The organism is Actinomadura sp. NPDC048032 (assembly GCF_040653175.1).
GTDB lineage: Bacteria > Actinomycetota > Actinomycetes > Streptosporangiales > Streptosporangiaceae > Spirillospora > Spirillospora verrucosospora.
The window spans coordinates 1-16,226 of the sequence record NZ_JBEZJP010000155.1; the positions used below are offsets into that span (position 1 = coordinate 1).

The window sequence follows — 16,226 nt, forward strand, 5'->3', positions numbered from 1 at the left end:
CGAACCCGGTTACCCGGTGCGCCTATGGCGTGACGGCGCGGGGCATGGGTGTGCGTCTCAGCGTTGCGGTTGCGGGGTGAAGGCCGCCGCGCGGGCGTAGAGCTTGTACAGCTTGAACTGGCCGGCGAAGGAGAGACCGCAGGCGTTGTCGAGGACGCGGGTCGCCTTCTCGTTGCTGAGGGTGGTGCCCCGCGCCCCGGGGTGGTCGATCTGGCCGCCCATGAACACCTGCATCCTGGTCAGCATGTGGTCGCGCTGGTCGGTGTTCATCCCGTGCCAGGAGTGGCACGTCACCGCCGCGAGCAGGGCGTCGTTGAGCTCCCCCGTCGCGCCGTGGTCGTGGCCGTCGGCGGGCGCGGCCTTCCCGGCGGCCGGGGGCTTGAACCAGGGGCACGGGCCGCCGGGCTTCAGGTCGGACATGCAGACGATCAGCTCGGCCTCGTTCTCGAGATTGCCGAGGCCGATGCTCAGCCAGGGGACCTTGCCGTTCAGGCAGTCGGGCAGGTTCTTCGGGGAGCCGGTCGCGTTGCCGTTGGAGTACCAGCAGTTGCCCACGTTGCCGGGGAACGCGTCCCACCAGAAGTCGACGCCGTTGCCGGACATCGTGTTGCCGTGGAACGAGTTGCGGTGGGACGTGGACAGCTTCAGCGGGTCGCAGCCGGTGATGGGGCCGTTTCCGGGCCCGCAGACGAAGGCGTCGGGGACGGCGAACAGCATCGCGCCGCGCCTCCTGTTGTCGCGGAAGCGGTTGTCGCGGACGACGTTGTCGTCGCCGCCCGCGATCCACATGCCGGTGCCGACGGGGACCGGCACCGTCGGCACGACGTCGCTGCCGGGCAGGTAGGGGTTGAAGTTGTTGGAGAAGAAGTCGTTCTTCTCGATCAGGTCGCCCTGCTGCGGGAAGCCGGGGTGTCCCGCCGCGGTGAACACGTCGGTCGTGAAGCCGAGGGCGTTGCCGTAGAAGTTGTTGTGGTGCAGCCAGGTGCCGCTGCCGTCGGTGCCGGAGTAGCCGCTGGTGTTGTGGTGGGAGTCGCAGTAGCGGATCTCCTGGCTGTAGCGCGCCGTCGGATAGAACTTCGGGTCGCGGCCGGCCGAGGTCTTGGCGCCCGACCCCGGATAGAGGCCGGAGTCGCCGTTGCCCGCCGCCTCGCAGTTCTGCATCACGCCGTGGTCCTCGACGAAGGTGAGCACGCCGTACTCGCCCGCGTAGAAGGTCTTGAAGCGGTCGAGCAGATACCCGTTGCTCTCCAGCACGTAGATGTCGTGCTCCTCGGCGTGCCGGACGGTCACGTTCCGCAGGACGAAGCCGTCGGCCCGGTCGGCGCGGATGCCCACGTCCTTCGCCGAGCGGCGCGGGCCGCCGTTGCCCGACGAGGGGTCGCCGGCCTCCACCACCACGTCGTCCGCGCTGACGCCGGACCCTTCGAGCTGGAGGTTGCAGCGCACGCACGCGCCCCGGTTGGGGATGCCGTGCCGGTCGACCAGCGGCGGGTCCGGGTCCTTGCCGGAGCCGGGCGAACGGCCCAGGACGGCGATGAGGTTGGCGTCGTTCTGGCACATGTACTCGCCGAGGTAGGAGTAGGCCCCCGTGGTCAGCTTGTACGGGTCGCACGCCTTGTCGTGGGTGGGCTTCGCGCGGGAGGTGGGCTCGGTGTAGACGCCCGGCAGGACCACGACACGGTCGTTGTTGCCCGAGGCGGTCACCGCGGGCTGGATCTCGCCGTACCGGCACCGCGCGGCCAGCGCCCGGTTGATCCGCATGAGCTCCCGCGCCTCCGCGGCGCCGAACCGCCGGTGGTCGTGCGGCCGGATGTCGTAGCCCGACTTCCGCGCCCGCCTGATCGAGGCCTCCAGCCGCTTGAGCGAGTCGGGGCGGCACACCACGCGGGTCGTGCTGCCCTTGGTCGTCGCGAGCGACGAGGCCAGGCTCCTGGCCTTGGGCACCGCGCCGCCCGCGCACGGGCTGACCGAGCAGTCCGGGCCGGGCAGCGGCCAGTACGAGGGACGCTCGATGTGCGCGTCCGCGCTCACCATCAGCCCGAGGACCAGCCCGGACGCCGTGGCGACGACCAACCAGAGCCTGCCGAGAAACCGTCTGCCCATCAGCCAACCTCGTCCCGAACGCCTGCTCGGCCTGCGACCACGAAATTTGAACGAAATTCACGTTCAATCTAGCGACGATGCGGGCCGCTTCAAGGTCCACAACCGGTCACCGCGGCCTCTGGGGCGGCGCGAGTACGATGTCGCCGCACTGCCCAGGGTCCACCGGCGCGAAGGATGGGGGAAGGTCTCCTCGTGAACGGCTGGGCCCTCTCGCTCGTCCTCGTCGCCGCCGTCGTGCACGCGTTCTGGAACTTCTCCGCGAAGCGGGTCGGCGACGGAGGGGCGCCGTTCGTCTTCCTCTACTACACCGTTTCGGCCATCGTGTTCGCCCCGGCGGCGCTGGTCTTCCTGGCGGTGACCCCGCAGCGTCCGCAGTGGACATGGCTGCTCGCGGCGCTGGTGACCGCGATCCTGCACGTGGCGTACGGGATCGTGCTGCAGCGCGGGTACGCCGTCGGCGACCTGTCGGTGGTCTATCCCCTCGCCAGGGGCACCGGGCCGCTGCTGTCGGTGCTGGTGGCGGTCCTCTTCCTGGGCGAGAAGCCCGGCCTGCCCGGGCTGGTCGGCGCGCTCCTGGTGATCGTCGGCATCCTGGTCGTCAGCGGCGGCGCACCGGCGGAGGGAGGCGCCTCGCCGGCGCGCCGGCGCGCGGGCGTCCTCTACGGCGTGCTGACCGGTGTCGTGATCGCGGGCTACACGCTGTGGGACGCGCATTCGGTCACGGGGTTGGCGGTCCCGCCGCTGGTCTACTTCGGCTCCGGCGCGCTCGCCCAGAGCCTGATCCTCGCGCCGTACGCGTTGCGGGACAGGGCGCGGGTCTGCCGCCTGTGGCGCGACCACCGGCGCGAAGTGCTCATCATCGGCCTGCTGTCGCCGGTGGCGTACCTGCTCGTGCTCTTCGCGCTCCGGATCGCGCCGGTCAGCCTGGTCGCTCCCGCCCGCGAGCTGAGCATCGTGCTCGGCGGACTGGCCGCGTGGCGGGTCCTGGGCGAGGCGAACGCCGTCCGCCGCCTGGCGGGCTCGGCCGTGGTGCTGGCCGGGATCGCCGCCATCGCGATGGCCTGACCTCCGCGGCGGCGGTCAGAAGGCGATGGCGACCTTGCCCCGGGCGCGGCCGCGCTCGATGTAGCGGAGGGCCTCGGGGAGCTCCGCGAACGGGTAGGTCCGGTCGATGACGGGCGTGACCCGCTCCTCCTCCATCAGTTCGGCCAGGAAGCGCAGGTCCGCGGAGTTGGGCCGCCAGCCGACATGGTCGATGCGCTGGCGGACGAAGGGGGAGGCCAGGGCGCCCCGGACGATCTGCCCCGCGGGGCCGAGCAGCCCGCCGCGCGGCGAGGCGATGCCGCCCACGATCACCAGCGTGCCGCGGGACGTCAGGCAGCGCCGCAGTTCGGCGAACGGCCGGTCGCCCACGATGTCCATGAGCAGGTCGTACCGTCCTTTCCGCTGCGTGAAGTCCTCACGGGTGTAGTCCACGACATGGTCCGCGCCCAGGGAGCGGACCAGTTCGAGGTTGCGGGTGCTGCACACGCCGGTGACCTCGGCTCCGAACGCCTTGGCGAGCTGGACGGCGAACGTCCCGACGCCGCCGGAGGCGCCGTTGACGAGGACCCGCTGCCCGGCGGAGATCCTCCCCGTGTCCCGCAGCCCCTGCAGCGCGGTGTGGGCGGCCATCGACACGGATGCCGCCTGCTCGAAGGTGAGGCGGGCCGGCTTGACCGCCAGCCGGTCCCGCGGAACGGCGGCGGCCTCGGCGAACGAGCCGAGGCGGACCTCTCCGAAGACCTCGTCGCCGGGGCGCAGCCCCGTCACCGCGGGGCCCGTCCGCTCCACGACTCCGGCGAGGTCGGCGCCGAGGACGAGGCCCGGCCTCGGCCGCCGCAGGCCGCAGCTGAGCCGGACCAGCTTCGGGTCGGCCCGCAGGTGGCGCCAGTCGTAGGGGTTGACGGCCGCCGCCCGCACCCGCACGAGCACCTCGTCGGGGCCGATGGCGGGTTCGTCGACGTCCTTCAGGGCCAGCACGTCGGGCGGGCCGTAGCGGTCCCAGGTCCAGGCCTTCATGGCGGCCCTGGGATGCGCGGGGGCGGGGGAAGCGTCCGTCGTACGCCGTAAGGTTCTCATACGCCGTAAGGTAATCGTACGACGTAAGGCAGTCAAGGGGCGCGGCGAGGCGGACTTCCGGCGGGCAGCGTCCGGTAGGGGGTCAGGCGCCGGCGGCTCGGCGCCGCTCCAGCCCTTCGAGGATCAGGTCGAGGGCGAACTCGAACTCGAACTGGTCGTCGCAGAAGCCCAGGGTGCCGTCCGGATCGTCGTGGACGGCGTCCGCGAGCATCCCGGCGAGGTGGGGGAACCGGCCGGCCATCTGCTCCATCACCGCGGGGTCGCCGGCGGCCTGGGCCTCGCCGGGCTGGAACAGCTCCTGAGCGAACCCGAGGGCCCGGCTGCCCAGGACGTGCAGCGCGCGGTGGGCCAGGTCGTACGAGAGACCGCCCGCCCGGAGGAGCCCGACGACCTGGTCGTAGTACGCGATGACGAACGGGTTCACGGTGCTGCGGGCGCCGAGCAGCCCCGGGGCCCAGCGGTGGCGGAGCAGGACGGCCCGGGCGGCCAGGATCCGCGCGCGCAGCGCCGCCCGCCAGTCCCGCTCGGGGGGTGGGGCGTCGGCCTTCTCCACCGCCTCCATGATCTCGTCGAGGACCACCTCGACCACGCCGTCGAGGACGGCCTCCTTGTTGGCGACGTGGTGGTACAGCGACATCGCCTCGACCCCGACCTCCTGCGCGAGCCGGCGCATGGTGAGCGCCTCGAGGCCGTCGCGGTCGGCGAGGCGCACGGCCGCCCGCAGCACCCGCCCGCGGCTCAGCGGGACGCGCGGCCGCTCGGCCGCCTCGTCGGCGCCGGTCCGTGAACTCATGGATCTTCCTCCCGACGCACCCTACCCGTACACGGTAAGTCTCCCGCAGGCGCGTCCCGTGCCGGCCGGCATCCGCCGCCCCCGTTCCGGTCGCACCCATCGGCTATTCTTTGCCACCCCGAAAAAGGGTCGACAAATGTCGGAGGTTGACGTTTTATTCGCTGCCGTGCGTTCTGAAGAGCCCGCCCGCCCGAACGCTTCCCGAAAAAGGCTCTGAGCATTCGCCCAACTCCATGGCGAGAAAGCGGAGCCGTCCGAAATAATGGCGTTCCTGACGGCTCAAGGCGGTGAGCGGTGGGCGGACCGGCCCTCGGCGGGAGCAGGGCGCCGTGGCTCGCGCGCGTGCTGGACCCGCGGGACAACGTCACCGGGACGGCGTTCCTGATCAGCGACCGCCTGGCGTTGACCTGCGCTCATCTGATCGGCTCGCCGGGCCGCGCGGCGGTGGTCCCGCTGGAGCTGCCGGCGCTCGGCCAGAAGCGCGCGGCCGAGGTGCTGCCCGGCGGCTGGTTCCCGCCGGCGGGCGACGGGCGGGGCGACGTGGCGGTCCTCAGCCTGCTCGGTCCTCCGGTGAACTGCGACCCCGTGCCGGCCGTGCGGGCCGCCGACGACTTCGGGGCCACGGTGCGGATCTGCGGCTTTCCCTCCGATGGTGACGAGATGATGTGGGTCTCGGCGCGGGCCACGGGCCCCCGGACGCTCGGCGTCGACCTGCCCGTGGCGCCGGGGTTCAGCGGGGCGCCCGTCCTGTCGGCCGAGGCCGGCGAAGTCCTCGGCATGGTGACGTCGGCCTCGATGGCGGCGGAGCAGGAGGTGCGGATGCTCCCGGTAGGGGACATCGCGGACCTGTGGCCGCCGCTGGCGGACGGGGCGGCGAGGCCCCGTCACGACGACGGGGCCCTGTCACTGGCCGACCTCGGCGTCCTGGTCGACGCGCTCGCGGCCGTGCCCGGCCTCTCCGAGCCCCGCATCCGGTCGGTGTACGCCGACATGCTCGAAGAGCGCCTGGGCTCGCGTCCCCGGATCGGCCTGGCGGACGCCACCCGCAGGGAGCTGTGGGGCCTGGCGCGATGGTGCGCCGGGCTCGGCGGGGGGCTGCACGCGCTGCTGGAGGTGATCAGGACCTTCCACCCGGCGAGCGCGGAGGCCGACCTGCTCACCCGCCAGATCGAGCGCCTGGTGCCGCCGCCCCTGCTCACCGGCGCGGAGCGGCGGGAGCTTCTCGAACTGGTGCCGCTGGTCCGCGGGGCGGAGGAGCTCCAGCCCTCGGGCGCCGGACGGTTCGCGTCCCGGCTCGGCCCAGGGGAAGGCCTCGCCGACCTGGTGCACCGGCTGGAGGACGCCACCGCGCCGCCGGACGGAGTGCCGCCGCTGCTGGACTTCGTGTCCCGGCTGGCCGCGGACGAGACGTCCGCCCTCGGCCCGGCACTGCGCGACTGGACCGTCCGGGTCGCGCGGCGCATCGGCCTCCCCCTGGAGCAGGTGCGGGCCGCGCCGGCGCCCCGGGAGCTCACCGCCGGCAGGAGCCACTCCTACCTGACGATCCAGCTCGAAGAGGACGGCCTGGACGCCCACCGGTTCCTGACCACCGTGTCGCTCCATCCGGAGGAAGGGCCGCCGGTGCCGCTCCTCGTCTCGGACGAGCCGAGGACGCTGGCCCAGACCGAAGCGCAGATCCGCGCCCTGCTCCCCGAGGCCAGGGCCCGGCTCTCGCCCCCCTCCGACGAACTGGTGATCGAGTTCATCCTGCCGGCGGCCCTGCTCGGCGCCCCGGTCGACCAGTGGCGGCTGGATCCCGGCACCCCGTCGGAGCCGCCCATCGGCGCGCGGTTCCCGATCGTGGTCCGCAGCCTCGACCGCATGCGCGCCCGCGGAGGCCGGCCGGGCGGGTCCCGCCCGCGCCGGCCGGACCCGGACCCGGTCGTGGCGGCGGTACTCGTGAAGGCCGCCCAGCGAGATCTTCCGAAGGCGGCGGGGCGCCCGGTCGTCCTCCTCACGGGCGGCCGCCGGCAACTCCGTCTGGCACTCGCGGCGGGGCTGCCGGTCGTCTTCTGGTCGAGCGGCGACCCCGCGTCCGACGAGGCGGACGAGCTCCAGAGGTCGCTGGAGGGCAGGCGGCTCGCCGACCTGCCCGAGGCGATCCGCGATCTCCAGCGGGACGGTTACGAGGCGTCCGGCGACCTCCCCCACCGATTAGTGCTGATCTGGGACGACCCCGCACGGTTCCCGAGCGATCGGCCGGACCCCTTACACGTCCCCGACCGTGCAGAGGAGACATCCTGATGGCCCAGCCCGACCCCTACGGCGGGGGGTACGTCTACCAGGGCACCGGCGAACCCCATGACGGGATCGACAGACTGCCGGCGCCGCCGCCCTGGTCGGTGTTCGACGACGGTCCGGTCACCTACGAGGTGCCGGAGGGCGTGCGCCGGGCGCAGCGGGCGCAGTCGTACCGGGCGGACGACATGACCGTGCAGATGGTGAACGCCGCCCTCCTGCTGCGGCGCCCGCTCCTCGTCACCGGAAGTCCGGGCAGCGGCAAGTCGAGCCTCGCCTACAGCATCGCCTACGAGCTGAAGCTCGGCCCCGTCATCCGCTGGCCGGTCACGCGCGGATCGACCCTGCGCTCCGCGCTCTACTCCTACGACGCCATCGGCCGCCTCCAGGAGGCCTCCACGCCCGCGGGCCTCGGTCCGCCGTCCCAGAGGATCGGGGACTTCATCCGCCTCGGCCCGCTGGGCACCGCCCTGCTGCCGACCCGGCGCCCCCGGGTGCTGCTGATCGACGAGTTCGACAACAGCGACTTCGACCTCCCCAGCGAACTGCTGGCGGTGCTGGAAGAGGGCGAGTTCATGATCCCGGAACTGATGCGGGGGGCCGGGGCGGACCGGCTGGAGGCGGAGGTCGTGACCGAGGACGGCCGGCCCGCCGTCGTGCGCGGCGGCCGCGTCCGGTGCCGCCACCTCCCGATGATCGTCGTGACGAGCAGCGGCGAGCGCGAGTTCCCTCCCCGCTTCCTGCGGCGGTGCCTGCGCCTGGACGTCGCCCGGCCCGAAGCCGAGCGGCTGCTCTCGATCGTCACGGCCCATCTCGGGACCGAGTTCACGGCGCGCGGCATCAAGCTGATCGAGGAGTTCCTCAACGGCCGCGACCGGGCCGACCTCGGGGTCGACCAGCTGCTGAACGCGATCTTCCTGACCGCGTCGTGGGCGGCCCCGGACGCCGAGCGGCTCGCCGAGACCCTGCTGCGGAGCGCGGAGGCCGGCGAGCTCCCATGATCGAGCGGCTGTTCGGCGAACTCGGCGCCCTCGGCCTGACGGGCCGGGAGGTGGCCGACGCGCTGTGGCTGGCCGCGCACATGCGGGTCGATCACCGTCTCGCTCCGGCTCCCGCCGTCCGGTACGGGGTGTACGAGCCGGATCTGGCGACGATGCCGCGCCCCGCCGATCTCGCGAGGGCGCTCAGGCCGCTGCGCGACGGCCGGGCCACGGCCGCGACGCCGCGGGACGGGGAGGTCCTCACGCCGGGCGGGCGCGGCCTGCTCCCGCCCGTGGACGCGCCCCGCCGGGACCACCGGACCGAGCTCGTCCTCGTCGTCGACACCGGCGAGTCCATGGACGTCTGGCGCCCGGTCGCCCGCGCGCTGCGGACGATGCTGGGGCAGCTCGGGGCGTTCGGCGCCGTCCGCGTCTGGACGGTCGACTCGGATCAGAGCGCGGGCGGGGACCCGCCGGTCCTGGGCACCGGAGCCGGGGCGCGGGGGCGGCGGCCCGGCGAGGTCGTCACGCCCTCGGGACGGCAGCTGGTCCTCGTGCTGAGCGACTGCGTGGGGGCCGCCTGGCGCTCGGGCGCGATGGCGCGGCTGCTGGCGCGGTGGGGGCGCAGCCAGCCGACCGCGATCGTGCAGATGCTGCCGCAGCGGCTGTGGCGGCGGACGGCCCTGCGGCTCACGCGGGTCCGCTGGCGGTGCGGGTCCCCGCCGGGCACGCCCAACGACCGGCTGGTCTGGCAGGACCGGGCCGACGCCCGGCAGCCGGGCGGCGTGCCGGTCCCCGTTCTGGAGTTCCAGCCCCGCTGGTTCGGGTCCTGGGCGACCGTCGTCTCCGGGGAGGGCACCGGATGGGCGCACGGCGTGGCCTACGTGATCGGCTCCGACGACCTCGCGGAAGCGCGTGAGGAGCCCGGCGCGGAGGACGGTCCAGCGGATCCCGCCCGCGACGCGCCGTCCGCCTCCGAGCGCGTGCTGGCCTTCCTCGCCTCCGCGTCCCCCGAAGCGCTGAGCCTTGCCGGCTACCTCGCGGCCGCGCCCCTGTCCCTTCCGACCATGCGGCTCGTCCAGCGCGAGATGGCGCCGCACACCCAGACCGGGCACCTCGCCGAGTTCCTGCTGAGCGGGCTCATCCTTCGCGTCTCGGACACTCCGGACCGCGCCGAGTACGACTTCCGGCCCGGCGTCCGCGACCTCCTGCTCGCCCGACTGACGCGCACCGAAGCCATGCGCGTCCTCGGCGTCGTCTCGGACGCGCTCAGTTCGCAGCGGCCCGGCCTCGCTCCCGCCGGCCCGACGGGCGAGGAGGCCGGGCCGGGATCCCGGGCGCGCGTCAGCCAGGCGGTGCTGCGGAGCGTCGTGCGCCCCCTCCCCGTCCGCACGCCGGACACGTCGCGCGTGGCGGAGTCGCCATCGACCGGACGACCGCCTCCCCCGCCCCATCACCCGCCCCGGTCGCCGGCCGTGTGGGGCGCCGTCCCCGGCAGGAACCCCGACTTCACCGGACGCCGGAGCACGCTGGAGGAACTGCGCGGCGCACTCCACGTCGGCGGCGGTTCGCCGCTCCCCTTCACCCTGTTCGGGATGGGCGGGATGGGCAAGACGCAGCTCGCCATCGAGTACGCGCACCGGCACGCCCACGACTACGACCTGGTCTGGTGGGTGCCCGCCCAACAGCCCGCCACCGTGCGCGCCTCCCTGACCGAGCTCGCCCACCGCCTCGGACTGGCCGGGCCGGACGACGCCGGAGAACCCTGGTCCCGGGCGCTCGCCGCCCTGCGCCGGGGCGAGCCTCACGCGCGCTGGCTGCTGGTCTTCGACAACGCCGGGCAGCCGGGCGAGCTGGGAGAGCTGATGCCGCAGGGCTCCGGGCACCTGATCGTCACCTCGCGCAACCCGGTCTGGGCGCTGCAGAGCGGAGCGGTGGACGTGGGCACGCTCACCGTCGAGGAGAGCGTCACCCTGCTCCACCGCCTCCTGCGGGGCCGCCGGCGGCTCTCGGACGCCGACGCGGAGCGGATGGCCGAGGCCGCCGGGTGGCTGCCGATCGCCCTCGTGCAGGCGGCCCGGTGGCGGGCCATGACGGGAATGCCGATCGAGGAGCATCTGCGGCGCTTCGACGACCTGCTGCCGTCCATGCTGTCCGACGACCTCCCGGCGGGCTACCCGGTCCGGCTGTACGCGACCTGGCAGATGGCCATCGACCGGCTCCGCGAGGAGGACCCGTCCGCGGTGGCGTTGCTGGAGCTGTGCTCGATGTTCGCCCCGGAGCCGATCCCGCTGGCCCTGCTGTCCGGCGGCGGCGCCCGCGGCCTCCCCGGCCCGTACGCGCCGCTCCTCGGGGACGCGGCGGCCTTCAACGTCGCCCTCCGGAGGCTCGGCCGCTTCGCGCTCGTCCGGATCGACACCGACCGCGAGACCGTGGAGGTGCACCGGCTGATCCAGACGATCGTGCGCCGCAAGGAGGCCCTGCCGGAGCTGCGCCGGGTCAACGTCGGCCACGCCGCACACCTGCTCCTGCGCCGGTACGCGCCGGAGGACCCCGCCGATCCGGCGGGCTGGGGCCGCTTCAAGGACATCCAGCCGCATCTGCTGCCGTCGGAGGTCTACGACTGCCATCTGCCGGAGGTCCGGCATCTGGTCGTCCTGCAGATGCGTTACCTGGCGGCCAGCGGCGACCGGCGCAGCGCGCGGGAACTCGCCGAGCTGGCCCGGCAGCGGTGGACCGGCCTGTACGGGGACGACGACCCCGGCCAGCGAGCCGTCCGGGAGTATCTCGCCATGCGGGAAGGTGCGCGTTGAGCGCGGCGGGGTCCCCTTCGGACCGGCCCGCCGTCATCGCCGAATTCATCGCCGAACTGGAACGCGTGCGCGGGGCTGCCGGTGATCCCTCCTGGCAGGGCCTGAGCGAGGTCATCTTCTCGAATGGCGGTGTGGAGATACCGGAGCGTGCCATCGCCGACACGCTCACGAGCAAGTCGGTCCCCTCCTGGGAGTTCGTGGCGAACTTCGTGAACGCCTGCCAGGTCTACGCCGGACGCATCGGCGTCACCGATGACGACCTGTTCGACCTCGAACGGTGGCGCGCCCGCTACGAGGACCTCCGCCGGAACCTGACACAAGAGCCGAGTCAGCCGGAGCCCTCCACGACCGAGCCGGGCGAGCAGCCCACCGCCCCTTCCTCGCTGCCGCCGGAACCCGTGAACCTGGCGGGCCGAGAAGATGAGCTCCACCGTCTGGCGTCCAGAGTGGAGGACGCCTTCCGTGACGGCGCCGCTCAAACGCCCATCCTCATCGGCGGGACGGGCGGTGTCGGCAAGACGGCGCTGGCCACCAGGGCGGCGCATTACCTGACCTCCTATTTCCCGGACGGAAGCCACTTCGTCGCGTTCCATGCGGAGGACGGTGAGCAGAACTCGATCGCAGAAACTTTGGACGACCTCCTGGCGAAAATAGGCACGCCCGCAGGCGACATCCCCTCCACGCTCCCGGAGCAGTACCGCCTGCTTCGCGACCAGCTGGAGTCCCGGCGCCTGCTGCTCGTTCTCGACGACGTCCCGGATCCCGAGATCGTCAAGCGGCTCACCGACGGCGAGGGCCCGGCACGGTCACTGGTGATCGCGACCACGCGGAAGTCCGTTCGTTCGCGCTCCTGGGCAGAGACGCTGGATCTCTCGACGCTGGACGAACCCGCGGCGCTGGAACTGCTGAGGCGGGTCGCGGGGACGGAGCGGATCGAGGCCGAGCCGGAGGCGGCGGCGGAGATCGTGAGACTCTGCGACGCGCTGCCGCTGGCGCTCATGATCGTGGCGGGCCGTCTCAGCATCCACCCGGACTGGTCCGTGGCAGACCTCGCGGTCCGGCTGCGCACCGCCAAGGCCGACGCGGGCACGGCCGGCAGGGCCGCCTTCGACGGCGCCTACCAGGATCTGGGGGAAACGGCCGCTCGGGTGCTCCGCACGCTGGGGCTCGTGGACGACCACGAGCCGGAGGAGGTTCCGCTGCGGTTGATCTCCTTTCTCGCCGAAGAAATGGACCCCGGCGAGATCTCCCAGGCCGTCCAGCGGCTCACGCGGTCCGCACTGGCCGAGACCTCCCCGGACGGGGAGACGGTCCGCGTCCACCGCCTCGTTCGCGCGTACGCCCGTGAGCGGGCGGAGGCTGAGGACCCGCCCGTGGAGGTCGCGGCGATCCGCGAGCGCGCGCGCCGCTTCTTCCTGCTGGACCGCGGCTACCAGTCCCGGCCCGAGCCGCTGATCGCCACGGACCTCTGGACGCTGCGCGACCGCCTCGACCACTCCCATCTCGTCGAGGCGATCGCGGCGTTCCTGCGCCATCCCCAGACCGGTCCCCCGTTGACCATCGGCCTGAAGGCCCCCTGGGGCGCGGGCAAGACGTCGCTGATGCGCATGCTCCAGAACGAACTGGACCCGCGGGACGGCGGCCGCCCGTGCCGCGTCAGGCTGGACGGCCCGTCCCGCGCGAGGCTGCGGCGGTTCCGCCCGCGCCGGTGGCCGCGGGGACGCGGCGCCGCCGAGGACGACGGCGTCACCAACCGGGAGGTCCTGCGGCAGGCGAACGCCCCCGCCGCGCCCGCGCCGCTGAACGTGACGCTCGCCGAGGACGCGCCGCTGGACAGGGACGCCTGGCGCCCCACGGTCTGGTTCAACCCCTGGATGTACCAGAACGGGGAGCAGGTCTGGGCGGGGCTCGCCCACGAGATCATCACGCAGGTCACCGAGCGGCTCCCCGCCGCCGACCGGGAGCGGTTCTGGCTGCGGCTCAACCTCGCGCGCGTCGACCGCGGCGTCGTCCGGCGGCGCGCGTACCGGCTGGTGGCCGAGCGGCTGCTGCCGCTCCTCGCGGTCTGGGCGGTCGCGGTGGTGGTGATCCTGGCCGGGCTTGCCGTCGGCCGGCTCGCCGGGCCGGTGCGCGGCCTGCTCGACGACGCCGTCGCCCCGCTGATCGGCGGCGGGACGCTCGCGCTGCTCGGGGCCGGCGCGTGGCGGACGCTGGCGTTCCTCGGCGGGACCGCCGCCGGCCCGTTCAGCGCGCTGGTGCGCAAGCCGGATCTCCTCGGTGGCGGCCACCGCCTTCTGGCCGGTGAGATGAAGGCCGGTTTCGACAAGCTGGTGCCCGACCCCGGCTACGCGGGAAGGCTGGGCTTCCTGCACCTGATACAGAGCGACATGAAGCGGGTGCTGGACCTCATCGCCACGGAGGAGCGGCCGCTGGTGGTGTTCGTGGACGACCTGGACCGGTGCTCCCCCGGCACGGTCACCCAGGTCATCGAGGCCATCAACCTGTTCCTCGCCGGGGAGTTCCGGCACTGCGTCTTCGTCCTCGGCATGGAGCCCGGCGTGGTGGCGGCCCATGTGGAGGCGGCCTATCAGGACCTGGCCAGGGCCCAGCGCGACGGGAGGCTCGCGGGCGACTGGTCCACGCTCGGCTGGCGCTTCCTGGAGAAGATCGTCCAGTTGCCGCTGAGCGTCCCGGGGCCCGGCGAGGCGTTCGACGGCTACCTGCGCTCCCTGACCGAGCCGCCCGCGCCCCGGGGCGGAGCGCGGACCGCCGCGCCCCCGCCGGAGCGGCCGGTGTCCCGGCGGCGCCGCGGTCCGCTCAGGCGCTCGCCCTCCGCCCCTGCTCCGCCCGCCCCCGCTCCGCCCGCCGCCGGCCCACCCCGGCGGATGCCCGAGGGCGCGCCGCCGCCCGACGGCGGGGACAACGCCGGGGAACGGCCGGACCCGCGGGTCGTCGCCGAGATCGAGGCCGGGATACGGGCCCGGCGCCCGACGCCGCAGACCCTCCGGGAGACGGCGCTCGCGGTCCAGGCGGAGGTGCTCGGGCTGCCCGCGCCGCTGCGCCCGGCCGCCCTGACCGCGGCGAGCCGCGTCGTCTCCGACCTCTACAGCGACACCGACGCCTACTCCGCGCTGTCGGGCGTGATGGCGGTCCTGCCGTCCCGCAACCCGCGGGAGATCAAGCGCTTCGTCAACCTGTTCCGCTTCTACAGCTTCATCGCCGAGCGGCAGCGGCTGCTGGGCGTCGCGGTGCCGTCCCAGAGCCAGATCGCCAAGCTGGCCGCGTTCGCGATCCGCTGGCCCCATGTCGTGAGCCTGCTCGGCGCGGCCGGCCCCGGCCACCCCCTGGTGGAGCTGGAGAAGGCCGCCCGCGACGACGACGACGCCTGGCGGACCGCGCTCGCCGAGGCGTTCCCGGTCTTCAAGGCGCAGGAGCCGTCGCCGGAGTCGCCGAGCCCGGCGCCCGCCGTCCCGTCCGAGCCGCCGCCGGGCTGGGGCGACGACCTGCGCGCCTTCCTCACGACCGGCGAGCAGATCGGCGAGGTCGCGGCCCGGTACCTCTAGAGGTGAGGGGCCGCGCGGTTCGGGCGGTAGGGGGCGAGCGCTCCGGACGGCCGGCCGGCGATCTCCTCGGCGATCAGGGCGGCGAGGTGGGGGGCGAGGGTGATGCCGCTGTGGGTGACGGCGGTGTACAGGCCGGGGCGCTGGAAGCCGACGAGGGGGTAGCCGTCCACCGGCAGCGGGCGGACGCAGCGCCGCACTTCGGCGACCTGCGCGGTGAGGGCGGGGACGAGGGCACGCGCGCGGGCGAGCAGCTCGTCGCCGACCGCCCGGACGTGCGCCGGGGAGGCCGTCTCGTCGGTTCCGGCGTCCAGGTCGTCGGCTTCCAGGACCAGTCCCCCGGTGGCGGCGGGGCGGGCGGACAGGCCGGGGGCGTGGACGAGTCCGTTGAGGACGCCCTCTGCCGCCGAGGTGGTGGCGACGAGGCACGGGGCGGCCGAACCGGGCTCGGACGGGTCGACCAGCGGGAGGGCGGCCCCGGCGGTGGCCAGCAGCGCGGGGCTGTGCCGGCCCGCCGCGCAGACCGTGAGGTCGGCGTCCAGGTCGCGGCCGTCGTCGAGCCGCACGCCGGTCACGCGGTCGCCGTCCGTGGTGAGGCGGACCGCCCGGCGGCCCGCCACCAGGTCGGCGCCGGAGTCGCGGGCGCGCCGGACCAGGGCCCGCGCGGCGGGGCCTCCGTGCAGGTGGGCCTCGCCGGGGTAGTGCGCGATGAGCGCGTCCGGTGGTGCGGCGACGTGCGGTTCCAGCTCGCGGAGGCGGTGGGAAGTGATCAGTCCGGCGGCGTAGCCGAGGCCGGAGAGGCGGGCGACCCGGTCGGCCAGCCGCTCCTTCGCGCCGTCGGCGGCGGCCCAGGTGACGTTGCCCGACGGCCGGTACCAGGCCGGGGCGCCGAACCCAGCCGCCAGGTCGCGCCAGGCGGACATCGCCGCCGTCCGGAACCGGTGGTAGGCCGGGTCCGCGGGGTCGTTGGCGTTGATCCAGGCGTAGCTCGTGCCGGACGTCCCGGTGCCGGGCCCCTCCGCCTCCACCACGGTGACGCGAGCGGGGGCGCCGGGCGCGGGGCGGGTGAGCCGGTCCGCCAGCGCGGCGCCGATGATCCCTGCTCCCACGACCAGGACGCGCATGCCCCCAGGATGACACCCGTCCCCGCCCGGCGGTTCTGCGGTGCGCGGAATCTCTGGGGCCCGCGGCACGGCCGATCTACGATGTGCGCATGGCCGAGACCGTGCGACCGCTCATGCCTGCCGACGACATGCCCGCCGACGAGGCGCCTCGCGAGCCGAGCGCGCCCCGTCCGGAGGAGCCGCTGTGGCGCGACGCGCTCGGCCAGTGCCTGAGGCGCCTGCGCCTCGAACGCGGCGAGATCCTCGTGGAGACCGCCCGCCGTGCCGGGGTGTCGCCGCAGTACCTCTCGGAGATGGAGCGCGGCGTCAAGGAGCCGTCCAGCGAGATGATCGCCGCCGTCGCCGGCGCGCTGGACGTGACGCTCGGCGACCTGACGCTCGCGATCGCGACGACCCTGCTGGCCGAGGCGGGCCCGGGGGCCCCGGGCGGCCCCCCCCCCTGGCGAGAGGCCACC

General features: G+C 74.1%; 10 protein-coding genes. 6 read left to right on the forward strand and 4 right to left on the reverse strand.

Going from position 1 to position 16,226, the window contains the following annotated elements; genetic code table 11:
- Nucleotides 1-57: 57 nt before the first annotated feature.
- Nucleotides 58-2,103 (reverse strand): right-handed parallel beta-helix repeat-containing protein, encoded by a 2,046-nt coding sequence (locus AB0C69_RS20990; protein ID WP_360355866.1) that lies wholly within the window; start codon nt 2,101-2,103, stop codon nt 58-60.
- 192 nt (nt 2,104-2,295) lie between these two features.
- On the opposite strand from AB0C69_RS20990, the gene AB0C69_RS20995 reads away from it, so the two are divergent.
- Nucleotides 2,296-3,168 carry a DMT family transporter gene (locus AB0C69_RS20995; RefSeq protein WP_360355868.1) on the forward strand — a complete coding sequence of 291 codons (873 nt, stop codon included), beginning with the start codon at nt 2,296-2,298 and terminating at the stop codon, nt 3,166-3,168.
- 15 nt (nt 3,169-3,183) lie between these two features.
- On the opposite strand, the gene AB0C69_RS21000 is transcribed toward AB0C69_RS20995, so the two are convergent.
- Together AB0C69_RS21000 and AB0C69_RS21005 are read right to left on the reverse strand one after the other, a co-directional pair.
- Nucleotides 3,184-4,164 carry an NAD(P)-dependent alcohol dehydrogenase gene (locus AB0C69_RS21000; RefSeq protein ID WP_360355871.1) on the reverse strand — a complete coding sequence of 327 codons (981 nt, stop codon included), beginning with the start codon at nt 4,162-4,164 and terminating at the stop codon, nt 3,184-3,186.
- Between the two features lie 142 nt (nt 4,165-4,306).
- Nucleotides 4,307-5,017 (reverse strand): TetR/AcrR family transcriptional regulator C-terminal domain-containing protein, encoded by a 711-nt coding sequence (locus AB0C69_RS21005; protein ID WP_360355874.1) that lies wholly within the window; start codon nt 5,015-5,017, stop codon nt 4,307-4,309.
- A 294-nt stretch (nt 5,018-5,311) separates the two neighbouring features.
- Here AB0C69_RS21005 and AB0C69_RS21010 point away from each other — a divergent pair, with 294 nt between their 5' ends.
- Genes AB0C69_RS21010 through AB0C69_RS21025 form a run of 4 tightly spaced genes read left to right on the forward strand, consistent with a single transcriptional unit; the run spans nt 5,312 to nt 14,650 of the window.
- A complete protein-coding gene (locus AB0C69_RS21010) occupies nt 5,312-7,300 on the forward strand; it encodes a trypsin-like peptidase domain-containing protein (protein ID WP_360355877.1) in 1,989 nt (662 codons plus the stop codon).
- On the forward strand, nt 7,300-8,295 hold the full coding sequence (locus AB0C69_RS21015) for an AAA family ATPase (protein WP_345183717.1): 996 nt from the start codon (nt 7,300-7,302) through the stop codon (nt 8,293-8,295). The genes AB0C69_RS21010 and AB0C69_RS21015 overlap by 1 nt, the downstream gene beginning before the upstream one ends.
- Complete coding sequence (gene fxsT / locus AB0C69_RS21020) at nt 8,292-11,087, forward strand: FxSxx-COOH system tetratricopeptide repeat protein (protein ID WP_360355880.1); 2,796 nt, start codon at nt 8,292-8,294, stop codon at nt 11,085-11,087. Before AB0C69_RS21015 ends, fxsT begins: the two co-directional genes overlap by 4 nt.
- The gene (locus tag AB0C69_RS21025; RefSeq protein WP_360355883.1) at nt 11,084-14,650 is read left to right on the forward strand and encodes a P-loop NTPase fold protein; all 3,567 of its coding nucleotides are present in this window, start codon (nt 11,084-11,086) and stop codon (nt 14,648-14,650) included. The genes fxsT and AB0C69_RS21025 overlap by 4 nt, the downstream gene beginning before the upstream one ends.
- Here AB0C69_RS21025 and AB0C69_RS21030 read toward each other — a convergent pair.
- On the reverse strand, nt 14,647-15,771 hold the full coding sequence (locus AB0C69_RS21030; RefSeq protein ID WP_360355885.1) for an FAD-binding oxidoreductase: 1,125 nt from the start codon (nt 15,769-15,771) through the stop codon (nt 14,647-14,649). The genes AB0C69_RS21025 and AB0C69_RS21030 overlap by 4 nt on opposite strands.
- 89 nt (nt 15,772-15,860) lie before the next feature.
- Between AB0C69_RS21030 and AB0C69_RS21035 the strand changes: the two genes are divergently transcribed.
- On the forward strand, nt 15,861-16,226 hold a 366-nt coding region (locus AB0C69_RS21035; protein WP_360355888.1), incomplete at its 3' end, for a helix-turn-helix transcriptional regulator.